Source organism: Bradyrhizobium sp. B120 (assembly GCF_049075665.1).
GTDB lineage: Bacteria > Pseudomonadota > Alphaproteobacteria > Rhizobiales > Xanthobacteraceae > Bradyrhizobium.
On record NZ_CP185242.1, the window covers coordinates 7,752,169 to 7,776,305 of the forward strand.

Sequence of the window (24,137 nt, forward strand, 5' to 3'; positions counted from 1 at the left end):
TCGGACTGAACCGGCGGAGTCGAACATGGGCGAGGATTTGAACCGGCAACGCGTCTTGAACTTCCTCGACGTCTATTATGCCGGCGGCATCGAGGGCGCGCTCGATCGCTGCAGCGACGACGTCGCGTTTCTCGCCAACGCCCCGATCGACATTCTTCCGCATATGGGCCAGCACCGCGGCAAGGCCGCGCTGCGCCAGATGTGGACCACGATCCACGAGCGCTATTCCGACATGCGCTACGAGGCGCCGATGGTGGTGGCCGAAGGCGACAAGGTCGCGGCCCAGCTGCGGGTGTTCTTCCGCAAGCGCAACAACGCCCGCGTGGTACAGTTCGACGTTGCGGTGTTCTACACGCTGCGCGACGGCAAGATCACCGAGATCCGCGAGATCATCGACACATTCGACCTCGTCCAGCAGGTGCTGGAGCGTGATGTCGCCGCGGCGCTGATCGGGCAAAACACCGACTACGCCAAGTAGTCCCTCCGCCCGCGACGGCACTCTCCGTTCCCTCCCCCTTGCGGGGGAGGGTCAGGGAGGGGGGTGCCGCTTGCTCCGCTGAGAGTTGTAGACAACGGCGGCGCTCTCGTCGTCCATGCGACACGCGTTGACACAGCCATCGCGCAACCTCTTCCCTCAGCATCCGGGGCCACCCCTCTCCCCAACCCTCCCCCACAAGGGGGGAGGGAGCCTGATCAGTGTGGTCACCTCACGCTTCTGAAGTTCGCTTCGCACACAATCGAAGAGGCGCAAATTCGTCCCCGCCAGCGTTGAACCTCGAAGGCCCGGCGCTGACCTATCACTGGGCTTGTTGCGGTCGGGGCTGAAATCACCATGAAAGTCGCATTGCTCGCTGTGCTTGGCCTTGCACTGGGCGCCCTAGGCGGCGCCGCTCTCGGCATCGGAGCCGGGCTCACCTGGATCGGACTGGCCAGAACCTCGGGGATCGACAGCGGAACGCTGGTGTTTTTCACCTTCATGCCGCTCGGCGCCGCGATCGGCGGCATCGGCGGCGCGCTGCTGTTCGCGGTGGTGGCGATCCGCGACGCCGAGATCGTGATCGAGCGGCAGCCGCTGCGGCAACGCGACCGCTGAATTGCGGTGACCGGAGCGTTTTCGAGCGAAGCCTGCCCCGCAATGGATGCGGGGTGGATGCCGGTTCGCGTCAAGAAAACGCGTCAAATCAGAATCCAGAACCCCGTTCCGGTCCCATCGGAACGGGGTTCTGCGGGCGGGCGGTCACATTCCAGTAAAGACCACTGCAATTGTGCATTGCAAAAAAGTCATTTGCGTTTTTGCCGTTCCGCCCTATTTGAGGCGGTAATAGTGACGTGCAGCAACCTGGCAGGGCGTCGGCGCAGACCGCCTGCCATTCGTTTGCTTTGAATATCCAGTTTCAGGACGAGACCAAAATGACAGAGCACAGCCTCTGGCGTTTTTCGCGCGCGTTGCATCGCGCGATCAACGAACGCCAGCTTGCAGACATCGAGCCGCTGCTCGATGACGAGGTCGAATGGGCCATCTACGGGCCGATCGACCTGTTTTCCTTCTTCGGCTCGCGCCGCGGCAAGGCCGCCGTGCTCGAGGTGATCCGGCAGATCGGCGAGAACCTGAGGGTTCACCGTTTCGATCGGGAGTCCATCATGCTGGGCGCGGATTCCGCGGCCTCGATGCTGCGCTATTCGCTGACGGCATTGGACTCCAACAAGCCGATCTCGCTCAGGATTGCGCATTTCGCGCAGTTCAAGGCCGGCAAGCTGACGAGCTTCCGCGTGCTGGTCGACAGTTTCGACCTGGTCGAGCAGACCGTCGGCTACCCGATCCATCTGCCGCGCATCGCGGTCTGACGGATCCTGAGATTTCACGCCTTCGTCATGTCCGGGGCCGCGCCTTCGCGTCAAGGCGCCCCGGCAGCTGCGGCCTGTTTGGCCAGCCCCGAACGGCCGCGCCCGGGCGGCGCGATGCGCCAACGCGCTTAGCGTTTGTCCCGGACATGACGATCACGCGTTGATCAGTTGCCTTCGCAGCGCCGTTGCCACAATTTTGCGCCAAGAAAACCGCATGTTGCGGCGCTGGAATTTGCGGGCTGGGAATGACTTCTACATCACGATTTGGCTGGACAAGGCTGCCGGTGCTGGCGGCCGGCTTCAGCGTGGCGATCGCGCTTTCGGCCGCGGCGCAGACCTCACCATGGGCGATCGCTCCCGCCGCCCAAGAGGTGGCGAAGGACACCGCGAAAGGCACCCCCGCTGACGATGCCGAGGCTACGGCCGATGAGGCGCCGCCGGCGGCCGACGCCAATGACGCCGACATCCTGAAGGACATCGACCAGAGCAAGCTCGACTGGAGCCAGCTCGATACCGACTCCACCAGCCTGCCCACGCTTGCGCCGAAGAGAGCGGGCAAACCCAGCAGCATCGCCGGCAACGATCCGTCCTGGTCGACCAACAACAACGCCAACGGCTCGTCGGCAGTGTCGGTCAAGCAGTCAGTCTCGCCGTTCCTCGACACCCGCATCGGCGCCGACATGACGGTCGCCAAGCAGGGCACGATGACGACGTCGGAGCAATTGTCGGAGCGGCTCGCCAATGGCGGCAGCCTGCCGCAATCTGGCGGCTCGGCCTGGGCTTCGGTGTCGGCACCAGGCGTGGCTTCGATCTGGGACAAGACCTCGGTCGAGGCGCGGGTCGATCCGGGCGCCGACCAGAGCAAGATCGGCACCTCGCTGAGCAAATCGGTGCCGCTGTCGGAGCAGTATTCGCTGACCTTGCAGAGCGGCTACAATTTGATCCAGCAGGGCGTGGTGCCGGTGCCCGGGGTCGACGGCCACCCGTCGCGCAGCTACGATACCGATCAGTCGGCACGCCTGTCCGTGACCGACACCGGCACCAGCATCATCGCCGGCCAGACGCTGTCGACCGCCGAGGACAGATGGCTGCGCCGGGTCGGCGCCGAGCAGAAGCTGTTCGACGGTGTCACCGTCTCCGGCTCGGTCGGCGAGACCCCCCAGGGCACGATCAACAAGAGTATCGGCGCCGGCTACAAGCGCTCATGGTGAACGATCTGTTAGCCCTGTCGCGCTAATGATCAGGCATTGCCCCAACTTGGCCCAGATGCGGTCAAATTCGGCGGCACTGATAGGTCCGTAACTTCATCAATTCGTCGTGCGGGGGACAAGCCGCGCTTCGCTATTGCGAACCAGGGGAAAGCCGATGAACGCCACCAACCGTACCGAGGAAGCCGCCGAAACGACTTCCGAGGTCGATTCCAACCTTGCTGCGGTCTCGGAAGTCGAAGCCGGCATCCGCGACTTCGTGCGCAACGACATCGCCTATCTGCGCCGGCCGGTGGCGAGCCCGGAGACCGCGCCGACCGACACCAATACCGATGCCACTGTCAGCAACGTCAACTCGCTGATCCAGCGCGTCGCCGGCACCTCGCTCGCCGAGATCGAGAAGCTGATCGGCGAGCTCGAGAGCCTGCGCGACCTGCTGCATGCCGAGGGCCAGCGCGTCCAGCGCGAGATCTCCGGCTATGCCCAGCTCAGCCAGGCCGCGATGAAGTCGACGCGCATGATCGCCGACAACGTCTCGCAGTGGAAGCGCGCCGCCGACGGCCTGCGCAACAGCTGATCCCGATCAGTTTTCCAGACTGATGGCCGCCGCCTCCCGAACAGGGGGCGGCGGCTTCGTTTTGCGCGGGCCGATTCAGCGCAAAACGATTCGTTATTCAGCGTGGTGTAAACTCCGCAGCGTCAATTCTTACAGAAGCCGATTTGAACTTGAGATGCCGAGCCGGCGTCCAATCCTGAATTTCGCGTCCGGACCGCGCCCTGGCGGGACGTCCATTTGGAGAGAATTCATGCAGAGCGTCCGGCCGGATAACGCCGCCGATCCGATACCGCTGCGCCAGCCGCAGCAGGGTATCGGCACGATCATGATCCGGTTCCTCGGCATCCTGGCGGCCGCGACCGTCGTGATGGTGCTGATCTGGAATCGCTAGATTTCGGGATCGGGAGAAGTGTGACGCAGCCTGCCGACGGGTCACATTGAAAAACGCAAATGCGCACTACGGCGCTCGCTCGAGCGCCGAGGGTTACAGACGGTCGATCAGCGATCGATGCTCGCGGTGGTCTCGAAAGAGTAATTGCCGTCGGCAAAGCCCTTCACGACCATTCCGGTGGCCACCATCACCACAACCGTTACCGTCGCAAAGATAATGCCGACGAGTTTCAGCGCGCTGCGATCTGCCATAGTAGTCCCCAGGTGTTCGGCCCAAGTTTTCGGTCCAAGTGCCAGGCCAAGTGTTCGCCCAAGTGCTCGTGCCCCCGGCCATAAGGCAGGGACAAAGGTTCAAAATGCGTTAGCAAAAAATGAGTTCCACGCAACGCACAACTACGTCGGCAGCAGAAGTAGCTGCCAACCATGGCGTCCGTGCAACATCAGAGGCGCTGGGGCAACATCAGGAACCGGGATTCCGGCGCGGCACGAAGGCGGTCGCGAGGAACGAGAATACCACCTCATTGCGCTGATTGACGCCGGTGTTGCGGGCCTGAAGGATGCCCCATTCCGGCCGCTTCTCGGACGTGCGCTTGGTCTCGATCTGGTTGGTGAAGCTGATGGTGTCTCCGGCCAGCACCGGACGGATCCAGCGCAGCTCACGGAAGCCCGGCGAGGGTCCCCAGACCGCGACCGTCTCGCCGCGGGCGGCGGCTTCCGCGGCGAGCTGCTTGCCGTCGGCGACGAGCAGCTTCATGCAGACGCTGGCAACGTGCCAGCCCGATGCGGCGAGCCCGCCGAACAGCGACTTGCGCCCCGCCTCCTCGTCGAGATGGAAGCGCTGCGGATCGAACTGCGCGGCAAACCGCTTGATGTCCTCGGCGGTAAAGGTGAATGAGCCGAACTCGCGCTGGGCGCCGATCTCGATGTCTTCAAAAAAGCGCATGATGTCTCCTATGCGCTCGCGGCGTTACGGCGGCTGATCATGATCGGCGCCTCCATCTCGCACAGCATCTCGCCGCGCGCGTTGCGGATCGTGCTCTTGAAGGTGACAATGCCGGTCTCGGGACGGCTCTTCGAGACGCGCGCTTCGACGACATCGACATCCAGCGTCAAATCGTCGCCCGGACGCAGCGGCGCCACCCAGCGCATCTCGTTGACCCCGGGCGCGCCCAGCGAGGCAGTGCGGCCGATGAAGCCGTCGAACATCATCCGCATCATCAGCGAGCCGAGATGCCAGCCCGAGCCCGACAGGCCGCGGAGCATCGATTTCTTCGCCGCCTCCTCGTCGAGATGCATCGGCTGCGGGTCGAATTCGGCGGCAAAGGCGAGGATTTCCTCGCGCGAAACATGGCGCGGGCCGAACGTGCCGAAGCGGCCGGGCTTGAAGTCTTCGAAGGTCAGCGTGGTCATTGGGTGAGGATATGCTGGAGGGAAGCCCGATTGTGGCCGTTATTTGCAGCAATCACAACCAGCCCACTCGCATAGCTCGCCCCTGGACTGCCGGTGCCCGGTCCCGGGCCTGGCTTTGGCGAGACTGATTGGGCGTCTGCGGTATCGATCCCATTGGGTGCGGAGGCGCTTTGGCGCCGCCCCGAACCATTGGCCCGGCGAAACGCCTCGTCCCGACGGACGCCTGCTGCGCAGGCTGCCGGGATGAAGTGATCACGCCGGGGGTGACGCAGTAGGATGAACGAGACGCGAATCATATTTCGGCTGGCCGGGAGAACCATGATGTTCGATTTCCAGGATCTGTTTCAGTGGGACCGCTTCATCACGCCCACGATCATCAAGACGTTCTACTGGCTGGTGATCGCGGTCATCGTGCTGTTCGGGATCTCAGGCATCCTGTGGAGCCTCACCGCGATGGCGATCAGCCCGTTCGTCGGCTTCATCCAGTTGCTCGCGTCGATCGCCAGCATCTTCGTCGGCATCGTGCTGTCGCGCATCGCCGCCGAGTTCATCCTGATCGTGTTCCGGATCAACGAGCATCTCGGCGCGATCCGCGATCGCGACGGGGGCATGCACTGAGACGAATGGCCGGGCCATTCGATTGAGAGTCGACTGACCTTTCTGCACCGTCATGGCCGGGCTCGTCCCGGCCAGGGCATGACGGATTGAGAGAGCCCGCCGCCCCGGCTGTGGTTAATCCGAAGTAGCACCCGCGCGCAAATGCCAGCAAAATTCCGAGCGGGATTTTAAAACCGCTCGCGTATCAGTCTCCGCATTGCGCTTAAGATCAACGCGGGGGCGTCGTGAATTCCAGGAGTGGTTTTTTTGCCGTGAGGCCGGGTGCCGAGCCGGGCTTTACGACCGAGGATATTCTTTGGGCTGTCGGCATCTGGTCGGTGATCCTGACCCTGGCGCCGGTGATCGCGTTCTATCTGCTGATGGTGGCGTAACGATCCCGTTTCGTCATTGCGAGGAGCAAAGCGACGAAGCAATCCATTGCTCCGCAAACGCGGGAAAATGGATTGCTTCGCGGAGCCTGTCATCGGGCGCGCGTTCGCGCGACCCGTTGGCTCGCAATGACGCTCACACAAAAAACGCGCGACTGTCGCGCGTTTCTTTCCAGTTCGAACCAAAGCGGCGTTGTTACGCCGCCTGCTTGTGCATCGCGCCGGACGCCGACGCCGTGCCGCGAATTGCCTTGATCGAGCGTTCGATCGCGGCCCACAGCCGATTAATCTCGGCGGCAGCGCGGCCTTCCGCATAATATTCGCGCGCGCCTTCACCCTGGCCGAGCGCCATCAGAAGGTCGGCGCGGTTGGTGATCTGGCCGCTCCACACCGGTGCGCGGAATTTCGCCAGCGCCTCGCGCGCGATCGCGACGATGCGGCTTTCGGCGCCGTCACGCTGCGCAGGCGCGCCGTTGATCACGACGGCGTAGGGCTTGCGCATCGAGCGGCAGGTCTGAATGGTTTCCTGCACCGCGTTGACGTCGAACACGCCGGGCCGCGCCGGAATGATCACCATCGTGGCGTTCTTGATCGAGTCGTCAACCACAGCCGACAAATTCGGCGGCGTGTCGATGAACACCCACTCGATGCCGTCGCGCTTGGCTTGAGCAATGATCCCGCTGACCGAGTTCACCGCCGTCTTGATCGCCGGCTCGTTGGTGCCGCGCAATTTATGCCAGAGCGTCAGCGAGCCCTGCGGATCGGCGTCGATCAGCAGACAGGGCTTCGTTGCCTTGTGCACTTGCGCGGCGAGGTGAGCAGCCAGGGTACTTTTCCCCGAGCCCCCCTTACGCGAAGCGAAAACAATCACGTTCATACGTTGGCCTCCAGATTGACCCCAGGAGGCGAAAATGAATCAGCACGCTGATTCGCGAAAGAAGAAACTTCTTGCAATCCGCAAAGTGGCCAAGATTACCGGTGCAATCTGCTTTTTGAGTCACACTCAACTTATGACACAACCGAAAATGGAAGCGCTAAGCGCTTGATAAGACTCACGCCTAGCGCTTTTCGGCAGTTTTGGCGCGCTGGCGCGCGATCCACTTGCGCTCGATCCAGCCGAGCAATTGCGCCGTCGGTTTCTGCAGGAACGGGACATCCTGCGCGAACAAAAGGAGTCCGAGCGGCAGCATCCAGAGTCCGAGCACCGGCAGGAAGCTGAAGATGCCGCCGATGATCAGGAGGATCGCGAGCGGAAACCGCACGTAGCGCGACGACGGCTTGCGCAGCCACGCGACGAAGCGTGCCGGCCTTTCCGGAAGCTTGGCTTCGAACCAGGCGAAGTGCCGATCGATCTCTTGCTTGTCGTATTCGCTCACGCGCCTCACTCCATCCGTTCCGTCGCGAAACGGATTTGGCAAACAGCACCAGCCCCAGAGATGATGCTGCGTGACAGCGTCACAAGGCGTCAGTCTGTCGCGTATGACGGTCTTGAAATTGCCGCCGAGCGATCAGCACGCGCGAATGCACAACGGTTCGCGTCAGGACAACGCGCCGAGGCTGGCGGCTCTCGCGTGCGCGTGATGGGAACCAGCTCAGGGGCGGACGTCAGTGGGTGGACTTCTTCGCCTTGTGCGACTTGGAGACCTTCCGCTTCGCAGGCCGCCGCTCGCTCGCCTCACGCGGCTCGGGATCTGCGCGGAAGAACACGCGGCAGGCCGGTGACAGCTGCGCCCTGTTCCTGATCATGCAGGCCGTGATGCGATCGACATCGGGAATCTCGGGGCCACAAAGCCGGAACGCATCGGGCGTACAGGCCTGCTGCTGGTCGGGCGTGTAGGCCTCGCCTCGGCCCGGCAGCAACATCGCGGCAAAGGTGACGGCTGATATCAACGCAAACGAAAAACTCCTTGAACCGGCGGTCCCCATGCGTCCCCCCAAAGGTGTCACTAGGCGTCGTTAAGGCGTCGTTTCGGGGAGTGTGGGTGATGGCACCGGAAATCGCAAGCGGACGAGATGACACGGCCGGGGGATTCCCGACATCCATGGCGGCCCCTGCGGCGATCCGGCAGAGCCTTTCTGCTGAATGAAGCTTGCGCATTGGTGCATTTGGCTGGAACCGCGAGGCTCCCGTTCTCAGTCAGCGGGGCTGCAATTGCAGCTCGATCCGCATTCCGATAGACTCAGCAACCTATACGTGCAAAAATGCGATTGTTCTATCTTGTCTTGATATTGCAAGAGGTGAACCATGGCGTCGGCAGAGGGTAGGATTTACGTCTACGCCCGCGACGATCGTAGAGTGGCTTTCAGCAGGCGCGTCGCCCGTGCCTCACTGCTGCGCAGTTCGGTCACTAAGTGGCTCCTCTGCGGCAGCTGGGTCTATCAGCGAGGCGCAACCGAGCGGGCCTATTTGGACCGTTGGCACAGCTAGATTCAAGATTCATATAGGGTGTTTTGTGCCGCGTTGTGCCAGCTTTGTGCCACGAAGCTTTTTGCACTGTTTGGAAAACGACGTCGGAATCCATCTAACTAGCTGGAATCATTTAGTTCTGCTCCACAAAGATTGGTAACGTGCGGTAAGGCATGAAAAAGCCCGCCAGAGGCGGTCTAATTCATTGATCCAACATCAGAAAGTTGGTTGCGGGGACATGCAACCGTCTCAAATTGCTATTTCAGCCGGTCGCCCAGGCATGGCCAGTACTGCTCGCCATCCAATCGCTACCGGTACCTCCAGTCTTCAATGCGGACGCTGAGGAAGACGAGGTAGAGATCGTTCCGAACTTTGCGTTCGACTTCGAGCGGCTTGAGATGCTCGCCAAGTGTTCTTGGTCTCCGCGCCGATTCTCGCTCGATCTCACCGCAGCGAAATCGTTAACCCGCCCAGATTTGCCGCAAATTCAAGGCCTGCTTTCGGCCCTCTGAGCATGAGCAGAACACCGCGTTCATTTCGCATACTCACGCCGCCCACGCCGGCCGCCCATGCGCCACCTCCCCCGACCAGCGTATAGCTGCCGGCGAAATCGTTGACTTCCCTGATGCCTGAGGCGGTGCCTTCCAGCCAGGTCACCGATGCGCCCGCGCTTACGCCGAGGCTGAAGCCGGACACGATGAACCGATAGTGCCGCCCATGGTAGATGAGCGTGCCGCTCCCGCCGCCACCACCCAGGACGAGAGCCGCCTTCACGAACTTGACCTGGACATGGCCGGTCGCTTGCGCGGAGCATGGCGTGACCGCCAGGATCATCGCCACAAGCGCCAATAGGATGGGACGGATCATGCCTCGCATCATTGCAGCCCTCTTCGCTCAGGGATTTGTAGGGTCCACTTTCTTCCAGGTGAGATCCGGATCGAAGACGATCATGCGCTTGGCGAGGAAATCGGTGCGTGAACCGAGATCCTTTTGATAGACAGTGCCTGCGTGGCTGACCAGGAAGGTCATGACGCCGGAATTGGCGTACTCGGCGGGCCAGGCGACCAGTGCAAATCCACCGATCATCTTGCCCTTCACGACATAGTTCAGCGCACCGCCCGGAGCATCGGAGCCCTGCGCTTTCAGGATCCGATAGTAGTATCCGTGGTACGGCGCGCTCTGCTCGCCGACCTTGTAGCCTTCCGCCGCGGCCTGGGCCGCCAGTTCACCCAGCGGACTCGGGTCCTTGTCATCGCGCCAGAACAATCCGTCGGTCTTGCCCGGCCTGCTGACGATGCGCTGGGCATAGGCGCCGACGCCCTCGCCGCGATCCTTCTCGGCATATTCATTCTGCGCGTCGACATAGGCGAGACAGGTCTGGATCGCGGCAAGCTCATTGCGGCCAATCCTGCGATAGAGGATTTCGCGACGCCCCGCAGCCGCGTCAAAGCTCCAACCGTCGTTATTGTTGACGAGGGGAATCGGGAACGGGAAGTCGTCCGGCCCCAGAATCAGGATGGCTTTCTTGTTGCCGTCAGCCTTGATCGAATGCCTGGCGTCGTAGGCCAAAAGGAAGCGCTCTCGCGCATTGGCGTCGGCGACATCGTCGCCGGACTCGATGATATCGGCAGCATCGCGGCCCAGCACCTTCAGCATGGCCCTACTCGTGCCGGCCTTGACGGCGGTCGCCAGGGCGGACGCCGCATCTTCCGGATTGGGGAAGCCCTGCTGGGCGCGAACGGGAGAGAGTAGCAAGGCGAATGCTGCGGCCGCCGCGATGCCGATCCAGGCGAGGCGATCCAATCGCACGTACGAAGTGCCTGTCATCGTGAAGCCTCCGACGGGGATGGAATCTTCGCACCGGCAGCGAGCCAGTCGTGGTAGCTGCGGAATTTGAGCCCGAGCTTGTCGTAATAGACCCTGAGATAGCCGTCGGCGCCGCGTGTCACCGCCGCCGGCATCACTTGCTCGACCTCCTGCGCTATCACGCCGACATAGGGTCTGTTGCTGCCGAGATAGCTGAAGCGGTAATAACCGAGGCCGTTGGCGAGATATCCAAGCAGTTCGATATCGTGCTTGAGCGCGATGTCGGAACGCCGCCCGCCGCCACCGCCGCCGCGGAAGCCGCCACCTCCTCCGCCACCTCGGAAACCACCTCCGCCACCCCCGTGGAAGCCTCCGCCGCCGCGCGGCATGCTGGCCATGCTCGATCGCCCGCGCGCCGATGCCGCCGCGGCTGCCCGTCCGGACGACACGTTCATGGCGCCGCCGCGACTGCCGCCGCCACCGCGATTAGCCGCAGCGGCGCGGTTACCGGCACTGCCACGGTTGGCGGCCTTTGCGCGATCGCCGCCGCCCTTGGCCTTGTTGCCGGCACCGGCGCGGTCGCCACCTTTGGCACGGTCCCCGGCGCGGTCACCTCCACGATCTCCAGCGCGATCACCCGCACGGTCTCCGGCGCGATCGCCGCCGCGGTCTCCTGCCCGGTCTCCTGCTCGATCTGCGCCACCCGCGCGATCGCCGCCCGGGTTGAGAACCTGCTGACCATCGCGGCCGCGATAGTTCATCCGGTCGCTGACGCCGGCACGATTGTTGTTGCCCCCGAAGCGCTGCTGGACGCTGCTGTTGTTGTAGCGAACGCCCTGGCGATGCGCCGAATTGTGCTGCCAGCCGTTCGCAATATTGTTGGTTCTGTTGAAATGGTTCACATAGACGTTGCGATTGCCCCAGTTGCAGCCGCCGCCCCAATAATTGCCCCAGCGTCCGATCGCCCATCCCGCACCGAAGGCAAGGCCTGCCGCGATCACACCGGCGCCGATATAGGACGGATAGCCGAAATAATACGGCGGGTATGCAGCATAGGGCCAGGTACCGTAGACCGTGGCGGGATCGTAATAGGGAACGTAAACCGTGTCCGGATCGGTCTGCTCGATGACGATGACCTGCTTGTTCTCCTGGGTCTGGACGCTGACCTTCTGCTGCTTGGTCGTCACCAGCTTGTTGTTCGCCTGCGCCTTGCTGCGCAGCCGCTGGATCGCGTCCATGACGTCGGCCTGTTGGGCCAGCACGGCGTCGCCCAGATTCTTTGTCCAGTCGATCTTGTCGCTCATCATCGACAGCACGTCGGCGGTGCTTGCGAGTGCCTTCACGCTGTCATCCCAGGCCTGCTTGTCGACCTCGGCCTTGAGCGCGTCCCCTTTCAGGCTCTTGCGTTCCTTCAGCCAGCGATCGGCCTGAACGACCTCGAGCGGATAGGTCGAAGCCGCCAGCACATTGGCCAGCAGCGAGTCCGGATAAAGGGCAATCGGCGCCACCAGGGCTTCCAGTTGCTCCGGCTTCAGGAGTTGATCGGCCGGCTGCGTCGCTGCCGCGGCTGGCTGGCTGGCCTGGGCCGGCGGCTTGTCGGCAGTCTGCGCCAGTGCGGCAACGGGCGTTACCGACACCAGCGCAATCGCAAGCAGGGTCTTGCCCCAACGGAACATGGCCACCTCCATTGACACGACGGTCGACAGAATCGGCCCCGGCCCACGTCCGCTCTTTGATCGAGATCAAGGAAAGCGCCGGTTCGCTCAGCTTCCGACCTGGCCCTCTTGCCGCGACGCAAGATGGGCACGGCGATCGTGGATCAGGCTTTCGAGCCGATGGGCCGCAACGTTCACCGCGGTGACGGCACGCTCGCTCTTGTCGTCCCCGACCGGCTGGCTGCGCTGCGTCCGCAGCACCTGGTCGATTTCGCGCTCGATCTCTTCCAGCTCCGGCACATGTTCGGCCGCCCGGATCCGAGGTCCCAGCGCATAAAGCATGTCGAGCGCTTCCTGGCGGCTCTTGGTCTCGACCGGCCGGAGAAATTTCCAGGCCGCGGCAAGCATCGATGCAAGGCCCCCCGCGATCATCGGCGCCAGGAAAATCGCATTTCCCCATTGATCGAGAAAGCTCTCCCGGGTGCCCTCGTAGAACGCGGCCGCGCCCGGATGTACGGGGATGTAGGCATCTGCATCGGTGTCGGGCGTCACGATCTGCGCCAGCCCGGGCAATTCAGCAAGCAGATCGTGCCGTGCGGTCATGATCGCCTGGGTCAGGTCGCCGATCAGGTCATTGCCGAGCTTCTTCTGCGCCACCAGGTAGAATGAGGTCCGCAGCGTCGTCAGGTCATCGGGGGGAATTGGCGGCGAGCCCCGCAACGTTCCCTTGGGCACGTCAAAGCTTTCGTAGGCGCGCTCCTTTTCAGCAATCGCGCCCGCGGACTCGATGGCAATCATCACGGGGCCGGTTCGCGCGGTGTGCGGCAGAACACCCCGAACAAGTGACAGGTATTTCTCGGTCAGCGGAATCACGAGCAGGATGGCCCGGACTTCCTTGGTTTCCAGCGCCCGGCGCGCGTCCGAGGGCAACAGCGGCTTGAACGTCACGCCCGCGCGCGCAAGATCATATTCGTCCGATAGCACCTTGATCAGCTTCTGATTGGTGTCGAACCCGATCACGCCGAGCGTGGTGCGCTTCAGCTCCGTCACGTCGGATATCGAAGCCCCAGGCGGAGCAACGATCAGCACGGCGGCATGGGCCAGCACGATCACGGCCTGGGCCTGCGACAGGTCGCCGACATCGCCACGCACCACCGCAAGATCGACCTTTCCGGACGCGAACGCAGCAGCAGACTCGAGCGGCCCCGTGGTCTGGACCAGGCGAAGCCGGACCGTCGCCTTCGACTCCGTGAGCTTGCCGGCGATCGCCGAAATGAGCTTGTTCGCCTCGCCATCGAGCGAACCGACGGCGACCGTGAGCGTTGTCGGCCGAAGATACCAGCGATAGGCGAATAGGCTGGCACCCCCGAGCATCAGCACGAGCCCGACGACCAGGGCGATGCGCAACGACCTTGGCAAATTGCTGGGATCCACGGCGCGCTACTCGGTCAATCCGGCGTTGACCGGATTCTGCTTCACAGCGCTCAATATATCGGGCCGCAGAAATTGGTCAAAGGCTGCATTCCGCTAGAGTTTGCAGCGATGATAGGAGACCTGCATCCCTTCGACACCCGGAAACTCGCGCGTGATGGTGTCGTCGTCGACGACCTTGAGGAAGAACTGCACGTTGGACACCATGATCCCCGACGCGCAACTCACGATGATATTGATGTCCTTGCTGTCATCCTTGCGCGATTTGATCTTGCAGTTCTCGAACTTCCCCCTCAGGCGGTCGGCCTCTGCGATGAAGCCGCCGCCATAGACCCCGGAGAAATTCGTGAACGTGACCTGGTTCGCCCTGCCCTTGCGGGCGAACACCTTGCCGCATTGGTTCGCGCTCGTGGCCCAGGCGCCGGCGAGATCGAACGCGAGCGCATGATCCGGCAGTGCGAAGATCATGCCCACCACCACGATTGCACGAAGCTTACCGCCCGGATTCATCTGCAGTCTCCCTGTTCACGCCCGTCAGTGACCACTGAGCACCAGCGTCTGGATTGGCAGCAGCAGAGCCTGGATCCGAAGCAGCAGTGCATGAACGAGTGCGGTCGCGTCAACAGCGTGCAGGGCAAAACCCTTCAACGTGCCGGTTTTCGGATCGGCAATCACGTCATGGTTGCTGGTGTAGGCATTGACGATGCAACTGCTGCCCGGTGTCACGCCATCAAGCCCGTCCTTGTAGAGCGGCTCGAGAAACACGAGGATCGATCCCGGCTTTTGCAGGCTCTGCGGGTCGATCAGCACCTCGGTGGCCCGAAACTGCCCGGCGGCGATAAAATCCTGCACGCTGGTGACGACCAGCGGAATGATCACCCAGGGTTTCGACATACACGTGGCTTCCGCAACCATGCCGGGCTTCATCACCTGGGCCTCGATCTGCCCGAACCCCGCCTGCAACCTGTTGCGGCCCGCTTCGTCCGGTATCAGGACTCCGGCCGGCCGCATGATCTGGGCGACAAGGTCTCCGGGGCGAACGGCGAATTGCTCGACGCGGCCATCGACGCCGGCACGGACGAACGTCTTGTCGAGATCCACCTGCGCCTGCGCCTGCGCGGCCTCGGCGCTCGCCTTCTCTGCCGGCAGGAGTGTGGAGACGCGCAACGTCGCCGATTCCTTGACCGCGCTAGCCGCATCGACGCCGGACTGCCGCTGATCAACCAGGACCTGCAGCTTCTCGATGTCGCGTTGCGGCACAATGCCGGGATTGCGGCGCTGCAATTCGCTCTTCACATCAAGTTCGTCCTTGGCCTGCTGCAATGAGGCTTTCGCCTCCCCGATCTGAGCCTCCGCCTTGACGACGTCGGCCTGCGCCGAGATCAGCGAGGCATCCACCTCGGCGATCTTTCGCCTGGCGGTCTCGAGCGCGGCCTCCTGCTTCGAACTATCGAGCCGGAACAGAACGTCGCCCTTCTTCACCGGCGCGGTGAAGTCGACATTGACCTCGACCACACGGCCGGAACCTTCGGGCAGGATCGGCACGGTCCTGAAGTAGATCGCCGCGGAGGTTGTCGAGGGATGGAAGTAGAAGATCATCGTGATCAGGGAGATCGTGAGCATCAGGCAGCCGGTGATGCCCCATCGCAGTTCGTACCAGACAGAGAAAAACGTGATCTCCTTGCCGAACCGCTTGCCTTGCCGATAGCGGCGGTAGAGGTAATCCGGCAGGATCGTCACCAGCGAGCAGATCATGAGCTCAAGCATGGTTGTGCACCTCCTGCTTCGCGGGCGTGCGGGCGTCGGGACTGCCGGCAGGTCCGGATTCGGCTTCCGGTTCGGCAGCGGGCGCGCCCGGCGTCGCGTCGGCTATGCGCTCGACGGAGTCTGCGATGCTGCGCATCGGCGTGCCGAAATCCGGCAGGTCGATGAGTGCCAGCAGCAGGCCGGCGACCCAGAAGATATGCATGTGGGTGAAGAGCGATATCAGGCCGAGCACGGCGACGATCTCAAACTGAAGCTTCTGGGACTTGTGCGCCATGCGCTCCGGCAGGCTGTGCAGCTTCCAGTAAAGGGTGCCAACCCATAGAACTGTAGCTACGAGGAAAATGCCCATCACCACCATCAGGGTGTCGGACCCGTCGGCGCCGGGAATGAAGAACGGCAGATGATGGGGGGCTGCCGGATGCATCTGTTCGCTCAATTTCATCTCCCGTCCGGGCACCTGGCGCTTCGCAGCCGTGCCTCGCACCGTGCATTTCCGCCATGCGGCTTGCTTGATCTGGATCAAGGAAGCCGGTCGGCCCGCTCCTACCGTTCGAGGCATGGTCGAAGCTTGGGCTTAGGAGTCCCCAGCCATGCGAGACAAAATCGATGACCTGATCCCGAATGCGCACGAGATCCAGAAGCAGGCCTCGCTCAGGGAAGCGGAAAAGGCCGAGGAGCATGCCAAGCGCGCGGCAGCTATAGAGGCCGAGAAGCGCGCCCTGATCGAGCAGTTGAGCAAGCCGTCCGGCCTCAGCGAGGACGAGAAGGTCAAGCTGGCCTCGACGGTGATTCAGCGCGCGGTACGCAACGGGCTGACCGAAGTGCAGGTCTACCGTTTCCCCAACACGCTGTGCACCGACAAGGGGCGGGCCATCAATCAGATGGAGGTGGGCTGGGAAAAGACGCTGACAGGCATACCGAAGGAAATATACCAGCTCTGGGCGGACTACCTGCAACCGCGCGGCTACCGCATCCGATACCAGGTCGTCGAATACCCCGGCGGCATGCCCGGCGACATCGGCATCGTCATTGCCTGGGGCTGACAGCTCAAACGATGGACGGGTATCAATGGCGAAGGAAAATTCCTCGGGAAAGATGAAGCGCAAGCATTACGAGGAAGAGCTGCACAAGCTGCAGGTCCAGCTCTGCCATCTCCAGCACTGGGTGGTAGCGAACAAGCTCAGGGTCATCATCCTGTTCGAGGGGCGCGATGCGGCCGGCAAGGGCGGAACCATCAAGGCCCTGACCGAGAAGGTCAGCCCGCGCGTGTTTCGCGTGGTCGCCCTGCCCGCGCCATCCGATCGCGAGAAGTCCCAGCTCTTCATCCAACGCTACATGCAGCAGTTTCCGGCCGCCGGCGAAATCGTGATCTTCGATCGCAGCTGGTACAATCGCGCGGGCGTCGAATATGTGATGGGATTCTGTACGCCGGCGGAGCACAAGCGGTTCCTCTCGCTTTGCCCGCAAATGGAACAGTACATCATCGAGGGCGGCATCATCCTGATCAAGCTTTGGCTCGAGGTCGGGATGGACGAACAGGAACGCCGCTTCAGGGCGCGGATCGACGATCCACTGCGGCAGTGGAAGCTGAGCCCGATGGACACCGAATCCTACCGGCGCTGGTACGACTATTCCCGGGCACGTGACCTGATGTTCAAAGCGACGAGCTCGAAGCATGCGCCCTGGCACATCATTCGTTCCGACGACAAGCGGCGGGCACGACTGAACTGCATCGCTCACCTCCTGAAGACGATCCCCTACGGACGGATCAGGCGTGACAAGGTGAAGCTGCCGAGGCGCGCCGGCAAGGGGCGCTACAACGATCAGGCCGGTCTGCGGGGGATGAAGTTCGTCGAGGAACGCTACTGAAAGGCCCAGGCCGCGCCGGATGCGCAGCCCGGGTCTTTGCCACCTATTTCAGGCGGATCGTGACACCGCCCACGGCGGCCGAGACTTCGGCGCCGACCTTCGGGCCGCTGAGCTGCAGGATCACGCCATTGGCGTTCTGCAGTTGCACTCCTCCGGCGCCCGCGGCGATCGCACCTCCAGCGCCCGCGGCGCTGTACGAACCTTCGATTGAGCCGGGCCCCCTCAGGTTGATGGCGCGCCCGACAAGCTTGGTGGTCGAGGCGCCGATCGTGAAGCCGACGCTCATGCCCGACACGGTGAACGGATAATGCTTGCCTCGCAGGGTCAGTACGCCCTCGCCGCCTCCGACACCAACGATGAAACCGCCCTTGGTGAAGATGACGGCGACCGCGCCGGTTTCGGCCAGCGACGGCGCGGCGAAGCCAGCCGATCCGATTGCCAGCGCAGCGAGAGCTCCAAGCAAATCCACTTTCCTCATGATTTCCCTCCAGGGATCGGTTGCGCCAACGGTTCTATGATGCAGCCTTGAGCTTCGGCGCTGACGCCTTCGGCTTGCCCATCCTGGCGAGAGCGTCGGTTGTCACGAGCTTCAGGCCTTCGGCCGCGTCATAGCCATGGATCTCCTTCACATCGAGCTTGCGCATGAAGTCGATCGTCTCCTGCGTGATGACCTGGCCAGGGACCATGATCGGGAAGCCCGGCGGATACGGGATCACGAAGCTCGCGGAGACGAGCGCGGGCCCGCTCTTCAGGCGCCTGTCGATCTCGGGATCGTTCAGGCGAATGTATTCGCATCCGGCGGCATCATAGGCTGAATAGAATCCGCTGCGGATGTCGCCCTCGTTCGTCCTGGTGCCGGCATCGCCACGATAAGTCTCGTGGAAATGCGAGAAGTTCGGCAGGTCGGGCACGTCCTTCATCAGGCTGTTGACCCGCGCGTCGAAATCGGCCCTGGCGTTCGCTCCGCCTTTGGCGAGGCCGCGATCGATTTCGCCGGAGATTTCGGCCAGCACCCGGACCAGATGCGCGACGTCGCTCCGCGTATTGTTGATGTTGGACTGGATCAGGACCGAGTTGCGCGAGGTCTTGTTGACCTGGATGTTGTAACGGCTGGCGAGCAGGCCCTTGAACTGCGTTCCATCGTATCCGGCGGTACCGCAGACCAGCGTCATGCGGGTCGGATCGAGGCAGAACTCGTCGTCGTTCAGGCTCTTGAGCGCGCTCGCCCAGTTGGTGCCATCAGCCAGATAGTCGGTGAACCCGCTCTGGCGATATTCCCCGGGGACCATCGCATCCGCACCCAGAACGCGGAAATACCGGGAAATCAGCGGATTGGTGTTGACCGCATTGCGGATCGCGAACGCGATCTCCATCGCATTGGCCACCAATCCATAACCCTCGAGCTCCATCTGGCGGCGCGAGACGTCGAGGCTTGCGATCAGCTGCTGGTTCGGACTGGTCGATGCGTGCGTGAACACGGCTTCCTTGAACTGCGCCTCGACGGTGTGGAATTCGATGTCCTTGACGGCCAGCATCGAGCCCTGCCGGATCGCCGACATCGACTTGTGCGTCGAGTTGGTCTGGTAGACCCGCAACCGGATCTGACGCGGATCGGGGATGAGCCTGGTCTTGAGCAGCACCTCATCCGACGGGCTCTTGCCGAGTTCGGCCTGCTGCTTCTCGTAGGCCGCAATCGATTTTGGATCGCGCATCCAGGCTTCGATCTCGTTCGCCGCACCCATCGCGGTTCGCCGTCTCAGGAACGGCGAGAACCGCGCGAAGCCGAACCAGGCCTCGTCCCAGAGGAAGATCAGGTCGGGCTTGATCGCGAGGCATTCCTCCATCACCCGTCGTGTGTTGTAGATGTGACCGTCGAAGGTACAATTGGTCAGGTCGATCATCTTGACCCGGTCGAGCCGGCCATCGGACTTTGCGTTCAGCAGCGCCTGCTTGATCGTCTTCAGGGGCACCGCGCCGTACATCGAGTATTCCGTCATCGGGAATGCCTCGACGTAGAGCGGCTGCGCGCCCGCCAGCACCATGCCGTAGTGGTGCGACTTGTGGCAGTTGCGATCGACGATGGCGATATCGCCGGGGCCCAGCAGCGCCTGCACCGCCATCTTGTTGGAGGTCGAGGTGCCGTTGGTCACGAAGTACACGCGATCGGCGCCGAGCGCGCGCGCGGCCTTCTCCTGCGCTTTCTTGATGTTGCCGGTCGGCTCCAGCATGCTGTCGAGGCCGCCGGTGGTGGCGCTGCTCTCGGCAAGGAACAGGTTCAGCCCGTAGAATTCGCCCATGTCGCGGATCCAGTCCGACTTGAACACGGACTTGCCCCGCGCGATCGGCAGCGCATGGAAGGTCCCGATCGGCCGCTGCGCGTATTTCTTCAAATTGTCGAAGAACGGCGTATCGAAGCGATCCTGCACACCTTCCAGAATGGAAAGGTGCAATTCGAGGATATCCTCGACCGAGTAGAACACCCGGCGTACCACGTCGGCCTCGGGATTGCCGGCCAACTCCTCGACGTCGCGATTGGACATGAGGTAGAGATCGAGCTCGGGACGGATCCGCTTCAGGATGTGGGCCAGCCGCAGCGCGGACGCGTCGGACTCTTCGCTGAGCCCCATGGCGCCGGTCATGGCGCGCAGCACAGGCGCATCGTGGCGCGAGCGCAACCCAAAGCCTTCGTTGATCACCACCGCCGCAATGTTGGGGTTGAGCATTGCCGCGCAGAAGGCGTCCTCGAGACTGCCCACCACCACGGGCTCATAGATGAAGGCATCGACCGGACGCCGCAGCCTGCGCCATTCCGCCAGGAGTCCCGGCCAGTTGCTGGCCGGCACCCCGGTCACGATCAGGGTCTCGAAGTAGGGACGGCGCGCTGCCGATTGTCCGAGAGTTGGCGGAAGCAGATCTGGAACGTCGCCATTGCCGTCATCCTGCGTGCTCCAGTCACCGGCGTACTGGCGGAAGGATTTTGTCTGAAGTGCCTGCGCGATCCGTGCCGCAAGCATATGCGAGGTGGCGGCGTCGCCCGCCGCCGCGGCTTCCTTCAGCGCCGTCATCAGGCGCAGGCCCGGGTAGCCGTGAAACTCCTCCGTGACCGCGAGCGCCGACAGCGCCGCGTCATACGGCGCACGGTCGCCGCCGCCGCTCCACCGCTTTGCCGCCTCGACCAGATCGCGCCAATTGTCGGCGCGGCCGCCGGGTCCGGAGAAGAACTGGTCGATGCGCTGCTGTGCCGGCTTCGCGTCGTTGGCCATCGATATCTCCCGATTTTGGCGCTGGTTCTCCGATTGTAGGAACGGTGCCCACCGCGCGGTTTGATCCAAGTCAAGCCGCAGCCGGATGAGACAAGTCTCGCAGCCGGCGAGTGAGCGCCCTGCCTTGCGATGCAACAAGGCCTGCAATATCGGAGCGGTCCGCATGGCTGCGCACGCTAGGTGTTTGCCGACGGCTTCCTGTTGTCCAACACGCTGTCGAGCGTGCGCATCCAATCTCCGCTATCGGTCTTGTCGGCAAGACCATCGGCCTGAAGCAGGTCCCGCAACTGCGCGTGCGCGCCGACGATGCAGAACGTGATTCCGCGCGATGTGAGCTCTTGGTGAAGATCGTGGAGCATGCGCGACCCCGCGAGGTCGATGAACGGTGAGGCCGACAGGTCGCAGGCCACCAGCTTGACGTCGGGAGACGTCCGGAGCGCCGCCAATACCGTCTCGAAGATCGTCTCGGCATTGACATAAAGTAGAGAGGTTTCCGGGCGAAACGCGATGATCCCGGTCAACGTCTCCACGTCGTCGTGCCGCGCCCGGTCGGAATAACGGCCGCTGCCAGGCAGACGGCCGAGAAACGCGATATTCGGCTGGGACGCGCGCAACAGCAGCAGGAAGATGGTGGCGATGGCGGCCAGCAGCACGCCCTGCAGTATCCCGAGGAACAGCACGGAGACGAGCGCGATGACCGCGGCATAGAAATCGATCCGGCTGATCCGCCACATTCGGGCGAGCGCCGGAATATCGACCAGTTTGTAGACCGCCGAAAAGACGATCGCGGCAAGCACGGTCTTCGGCAGATTGGTCAACAGACCCGTGAAAAACAGCAGGCAGAGGGCAAGGGTTGCCGAGCAGAACACGAGAGCCAGCGGCGTTCGCGCGCCGGCGGCGTCGTTCACGGCCGACTGCGACAGCCCGCCGGCGACGGGATAGCCATGTCCAAGGGCTGCAGCGAGATTGGCCGCGCCGAGCCCCAGAAACTCCTGCCGGACATCCAGGGCATAACCGTGCTTGGCCGCGAAGCTTCGCGCGGCGGACACGCCTTCCACGTAAGCCAGCACAAGGCATCCGGCGGCGATGGGAAATAGATCGTCAAATTCGAGCAAGCCGAACGTCGGCAGCGCAAGGCTCGGCAACCCGGTCGGGATTTTTCCGGTCACCGGCAATCCCATTTCTGCAAGTCCAAGGACGGAGACCGTGAGGATCGAGAGCACGACCACGGCGAGCCCAACGGGCCTTCCCGGCAACCTGCGCTCGCCGAGCAGGAGCAGCACGGTCGCAGCCGCTCCGATGCCGAGCACAAGCGGCCGGGTATCGCCCAACTGGCCGGCCAGCTCGATCGCGCGATCGAAAAAATTGTGGCCGCCGCCTGCCACGCCGAACAGGCTCGGCAGCTGGCTCATGATGATGGTGAGCCCCGCCCCGGCCTTGAAGCCCACCAGGATGCTGTCGCTGATCAACCGCACCAACAGGCTGAGCCTGAACAGCCAGGCAATCAGGCAGAGCAGCGCGACGCTGAAGGCAACGAGGCTGACGATCTGCCCGTAACGCGTGGCATCGCCGCCGGCCAATATGCCGACAGCGCCGGCGATCATCAGCGAAATTGCCGAGGTCGGTCCGACCGCGAGTTGCCGGGATGAGCCCAACAACGCATACCCAACACCGCCAAGCAGATAGCCGTAGATGCCGACCTGCGGCGGCAGCCCGGCGAGCCCCGCATAGGCCAGCGACACCGGTATGGCGTAGGCCGCCAGCGTAACCCCCGCGATTGCGTCCGCGCCAAGCCAGGAGGCGCGATAATCGGCGAGCCAGATCGCGGGCGGAAACCGGCGCATCCAACTCATGTCTCCCCGGATCGACATCAAGCCCGCCGTATGAAGCCGCAATGGCTGCATGTGGTTGCGCCGGCGGACGCGATGCTCGTTGACTCTGATCAAGCCTCGCTGCCCGCAATGTGCTTCTCACCTACGTCGGCTCGATTATCGTGACCTGCACATTTGCCGAACGACCGCTGGAGCGCATGGCATGCGTCAGCACCGCTTACGGATCCTCGCAACCGCAGCGCTTCTGTTGCTTGGCCTGACCGCTCCCGCACGCACCGATGATCAAGACCCATCCCAGCGCATCCAGGAAGAGATCTGGGCATTGCCGCTGCCGCTACCGATGTTCGCTTACCTGGTCCGCCCCGTGGGCGACGGACCCTTCCCGCTGCTCATCATGAACCATGGCGTTTCGCTGAACGCTCGGGATCGCAGCTTCTTCCCGCTGGTGGAGTTTCGCGATGCCGCAATGTGGTTTGCGCGGCGCGGCTATCTGGTGGTGGCGCCAGTCGGCACCGGCTATGGCGCGGCGGCCATTGATATTCCCGAACGCGGTCTTTATGGCCCGTTCTTCTCCAAGGTCGGGAAATGCACCAATCCGAATTTCCTCGATCCGGGTCTCGCCGTAGCGCAAGCTGATCTCTGGATCATCGACTACATGGCCGCCGAAAAACGCACCTTGCCGAAAGACGTGATCGTCGTCGGGCAGTCGGCCGGCGGCTGGGCGGCGATCGCGTTGTCGAGCCTCAACCCACCGCAGGTCAAGGCCATCATCACCTTCGCCGCGGGCCGCGGCGGCCGGGTCGATGGCAAGCCCAACAACAATTGCAATCCCGATAAACTGGTCGAAGCGACCGGTGTGTTCGGCCATACGTCGCGGGTGCCCATGCTGTGGCTCTACATCGAGAACGACACATTCTTCGGCCCGGTTCTGTCGAAGCGAATGCACGCGGCCTTCACGCGCGCCGGCGGACGGGCTGAGTACCACCTATTGCCGCCCTTCGGCGACGAAGGGCATTTCCTGATCGGCTCTCCTGATTCGATCCCCATCTGGTCGCCATTGGTCGAGCGATTTCTGGACACGGTGCGCTAAGCGCAACCTCGCTGGAGGAGCATCCATGGACCGATCTGGTGCCTTGTATCGTGCTTTGGCGACGTTGGCACTGTTCGCGGTCGGCATCAGTGCTGCGAACAGTCAACAGACGCCCTCGCCGCCCGCTGCGGTCAAGGACGGCGCCGAGGTCACCCCGCGGGGCGCACGCGCCGCGCGGGACGTCAAATATGGCGATTGGCGCAAGCTCTGCTTCACCGCGGCCGGCGCCAAGACATTGTGCCGGACCACGATCACCGGGACCTTCGGGACCGGCCAGACGGCCGTTCGCATCGATCTGATCGAGCGCGAAGACGGCACCGCCCGTCTCCAGCTATTCCTGCCCGTGGGGATGTACCTGCAGGCGGGAGTCAAGCTGTCGGTCGACCAACAGCAGGTCCATCGCCTGCCCTATACCTGGTGCGTGAGCAACATGTGCATCGCCGCCGACGTTGCCGATCCCAAGCTGCTCGAGGAAATGGATGGCGGAAAGGCGCTCTCGGTCGACGTCGTCGACACCAGCATTTTGACGGTGACAACGTCGGTGCCGCTCGACCGCTTTGCGACCGTCCGCAAGGGACCGCCCACGCTGACGCTCGATCAAGCCATCGACGAATGATCGAGA

28 protein-coding genes are annotated in these 24,137 nt (G+C 63.0%); 12 read left to right on the forward strand and 16 right to left on the reverse strand.

Annotation, left to right across the window (positions count from 1 at the left end; translation table 11 throughout):
- The first annotated feature begins 25 nt into the window (after positions 1–25).
- From ACOIX3_RS36140 to ACOIX3_RS36165, 6 genes are all read left to right on the forward strand, one after another.
- A complete protein-coding gene (locus ACOIX3_RS36140; protein WP_420966791.1) occupies positions 26–478 on the forward strand; it encodes a nuclear transport factor 2 family protein in 453 nt (150 codons plus the stop codon).
- Positions 479–832: 354 nt separating this feature from the next.
- A complete protein-coding gene (locus tag ACOIX3_RS36145; protein ID WP_420966792.1) occupies positions 833–1,093 on the forward strand; it encodes a hypothetical protein in 261 nt (86 codons plus the stop codon).
- A 317-nt stretch (positions 1,094–1,410) separates the two neighbouring features.
- Positions 1,411–1,845, forward strand: coding sequence for a nuclear transport factor 2 family protein (locus tag ACOIX3_RS36150; protein ID WP_171947760.1), 435 nt, complete (start codon positions 1,411–1,413; stop codon positions 1,843–1,845).
- Between the two features lie 245 nt (positions 1,846–2,090).
- Positions 2,091–3,056: a hypothetical protein gene (locus tag ACOIX3_RS36155; RefSeq protein WP_420966793.1), complete on the forward strand. Its 966-nt coding sequence runs from the start codon at positions 2,091–2,093 to the stop codon at positions 3,054–3,056.
- A 154-nt stretch (positions 3,057–3,210) separates the two neighbouring features.
- On the forward strand, positions 3,211–3,630 hold the full coding sequence (locus ACOIX3_RS36160) for a hypothetical protein (protein ID WP_092117486.1): 420 nt from the start codon (positions 3,211–3,213) through the stop codon (positions 3,628–3,630).
- Positions 3,631–3,859: 229 nt separating this feature from the next.
- The gene (locus tag ACOIX3_RS36165) at positions 3,860–4,000 is read left to right on the forward strand and encodes a hypothetical protein (protein WP_173640867.1); all 141 of its coding nucleotides are present in this window, start codon (positions 3,860–3,862) and stop codon (positions 3,998–4,000) included.
- Between the two features lie 107 nt (positions 4,001–4,107).
- On the opposite strand, the gene ACOIX3_RS36170 is transcribed toward ACOIX3_RS36165, so the two are convergent.
- From ACOIX3_RS36170 to ACOIX3_RS36180, 3 genes are all read right to left on the reverse strand, one after another.
- Positions 4,108–4,251: a hypothetical protein gene (locus tag ACOIX3_RS36170; RefSeq protein WP_223969772.1), complete on the reverse strand. Its 144-nt coding sequence runs from the start codon at positions 4,249–4,251 to the stop codon at positions 4,108–4,110.
- A gap of 208 nt (positions 4,252–4,459) precedes the next feature.
- Complete coding sequence (locus ACOIX3_RS36175) at positions 4,460–4,942, reverse strand: MaoC family dehydratase (RefSeq protein ID WP_420966794.1); 483 nt, start codon at positions 4,940–4,942, stop codon at positions 4,460–4,462.
- 8 nt (positions 4,943–4,950) lie between these two features.
- Positions 4,951–5,409, reverse strand: a complete 459-nt coding sequence (locus tag ACOIX3_RS36180; RefSeq protein WP_420966795.1) for a MaoC family dehydratase — start codon at positions 5,407–5,409, stop codon at positions 4,951–4,953.
- Positions 5,410–5,730: 321 nt separating this feature from the next.
- Here ACOIX3_RS36180 and ACOIX3_RS36185 point away from each other — a divergent pair, with 321 nt between their 5' ends.
- Both ACOIX3_RS36185 and ACOIX3_RS36190 read left to right on the forward strand, forming a co-directional pair.
- Entirely contained in the window at positions 5,731–6,027 is a 297-nt protein-coding gene (locus ACOIX3_RS36185) for a DUF4282 domain-containing protein (protein WP_092126096.1), read from the forward strand.
- A 224-nt stretch (positions 6,028–6,251) separates the two neighbouring features.
- Positions 6,252–6,398 (forward strand): hypothetical protein, encoded by a 147-nt coding sequence (locus ACOIX3_RS36190; protein ID WP_420966796.1) that lies wholly within the window; start codon positions 6,252–6,254, stop codon positions 6,396–6,398.
- Between the two features lie 193 nt (positions 6,399–6,591).
- On the opposite strand, the gene ACOIX3_RS36195 is transcribed toward ACOIX3_RS36190, so the two are convergent.
- The 10 genes from ACOIX3_RS36195 to ACOIX3_RS36240 form a co-directional block, all read right to left on the reverse strand.
- Positions 6,592–7,272, reverse strand: coding sequence for a ParA family protein (locus ACOIX3_RS36195; RefSeq protein ID WP_021081815.1), 681 nt, complete (start codon positions 7,270–7,272; stop codon positions 6,592–6,594).
- A gap of 181 nt (positions 7,273–7,453) precedes the next feature.
- Entirely contained in the window at positions 7,454–7,780 is a 327-nt protein-coding gene (locus ACOIX3_RS36200) for a hypothetical protein (protein WP_420966797.1), read from the reverse strand.
- A 220-nt stretch (positions 7,781–8,000) separates the two neighbouring features.
- Entirely contained in the window at positions 8,001–8,321 is a 321-nt protein-coding gene (locus ACOIX3_RS36205; RefSeq protein ID WP_420966798.1) for a hypothetical protein, read from the reverse strand.
- Positions 8,322–9,246: 925 nt separating this feature from the next.
- Positions 9,247–9,669, reverse strand: coding sequence for a hypothetical protein (locus ACOIX3_RS36210; RefSeq protein WP_420966799.1), 423 nt, complete (start codon positions 9,667–9,669; stop codon positions 9,247–9,249).
- A 27-nt stretch (positions 9,670–9,696) separates the two neighbouring features.
- On the reverse strand, positions 9,697–10,629 hold the full coding sequence (locus ACOIX3_RS36215) for a DUF2950 domain-containing protein (RefSeq protein ID WP_420966800.1): 933 nt from the start codon (positions 10,627–10,629) through the stop codon (positions 9,697–9,699).
- Entirely contained in the window at positions 10,626–12,284 is a 1,659-nt protein-coding gene (locus ACOIX3_RS36220) for a DUF3300 domain-containing protein (protein WP_420966801.1), read from the reverse strand. The genes ACOIX3_RS36215 and ACOIX3_RS36220 overlap by 4 nt, the downstream gene beginning before the upstream one ends.
- A gap of 87 nt (positions 12,285–12,371) precedes the next feature.
- A complete protein-coding gene (locus ACOIX3_RS36225) occupies positions 12,372–13,682 on the reverse strand; it encodes a TAXI family TRAP transporter solute-binding subunit (RefSeq protein ID WP_420966802.1) in 1,311 nt (436 codons plus the stop codon).
- A gap of 108 nt (positions 13,683–13,790) precedes the next feature.
- On the reverse strand, positions 13,791–14,204 hold the full coding sequence (locus ACOIX3_RS36230) for a hypothetical protein (protein ID WP_420966803.1): 414 nt from the start codon (positions 14,202–14,204) through the stop codon (positions 13,791–13,793).
- A 24-nt stretch (positions 14,205–14,228) separates the two neighbouring features.
- Positions 14,229–15,461 (reverse strand): HlyD family secretion protein, encoded by a 1,233-nt coding sequence (locus ACOIX3_RS36235; protein ID WP_420966804.1) that lies wholly within the window; start codon positions 15,459–15,461, stop codon positions 14,229–14,231.
- Positions 15,454–15,903, reverse strand: a complete 450-nt coding sequence (locus tag ACOIX3_RS36240) for a hypothetical protein (RefSeq protein WP_420971879.1) — start codon at positions 15,901–15,903, stop codon at positions 15,454–15,456. Before ACOIX3_RS36240 ends, ACOIX3_RS36235 begins: the two co-directional genes overlap by 8 nt.
- A gap of 148 nt (positions 15,904–16,051) precedes the next feature.
- Between ACOIX3_RS36240 and ACOIX3_RS36245 the strand changes: the two genes are divergently transcribed.
- A complete protein-coding gene (locus ACOIX3_RS36245; protein WP_420966805.1) occupies positions 16,052–16,504 on the forward strand; it encodes a hypothetical protein in 453 nt (150 codons plus the stop codon).
- Between the two features lie 25 nt (positions 16,505–16,529).
- Positions 16,530–17,330 carry a polyphosphate kinase 2 gene (ppk2, locus tag ACOIX3_RS36250; protein ID WP_420966806.1) on the forward strand — a complete coding sequence of 267 codons (801 nt, stop codon included), beginning with the start codon at positions 16,530–16,532 and terminating at the stop codon, positions 17,328–17,330.
- A 43-nt stretch (positions 17,331–17,373) separates the two neighbouring features.
- On the opposite strand, the gene ACOIX3_RS36255 is transcribed toward ppk2, so the two are convergent.
- The 3 genes from ACOIX3_RS36255 to ACOIX3_RS36265 all read right to left on the reverse strand — a co-directional run bounded on the left by ACOIX3_RS36255 (position 17,374) and on the right by ACOIX3_RS36265 (position 22,446).
- On the reverse strand, positions 17,374–17,808 hold the full coding sequence (locus ACOIX3_RS36255; RefSeq protein ID WP_420966807.1) for a hypothetical protein: 435 nt from the start codon (positions 17,806–17,808) through the stop codon (positions 17,374–17,376).
- 34 nt (positions 17,809–17,842) lie between these two features.
- Positions 17,843–20,593 (reverse strand): decarboxylase, encoded by a 2,751-nt coding sequence (locus ACOIX3_RS36260; RefSeq protein WP_420966808.1) that lies wholly within the window; start codon positions 20,591–20,593, stop codon positions 17,843–17,845.
- A 176-nt stretch (positions 20,594–20,769) separates the two neighbouring features.
- Complete coding sequence (locus ACOIX3_RS36265) at positions 20,770–22,446, reverse strand: SulP family inorganic anion transporter (RefSeq protein ID WP_420971880.1); 1,677 nt, start codon at positions 22,444–22,446, stop codon at positions 20,770–20,772.
- 181 nt (positions 22,447–22,627) lie between these two features.
- Between ACOIX3_RS36265 and ACOIX3_RS36270 the strand changes: the two genes are divergently transcribed.
- Together ACOIX3_RS36270 and ACOIX3_RS36275 are read left to right on the forward strand one after the other, a co-directional pair.
- On the forward strand, positions 22,628–23,515 hold the full coding sequence (locus tag ACOIX3_RS36270; RefSeq protein WP_420966809.1) for an alpha/beta hydrolase family protein: 888 nt from the start codon (positions 22,628–22,630) through the stop codon (positions 23,513–23,515).
- A gap of 25 nt (positions 23,516–23,540) precedes the next feature.
- Complete coding sequence (locus ACOIX3_RS36275; protein WP_420966810.1) at positions 23,541–24,131, forward strand: invasion associated locus B family protein; 591 nt, start codon at positions 23,541–23,543, stop codon at positions 24,129–24,131.
- Positions 24,132–24,137: the final 6 nt, after the last annotated feature.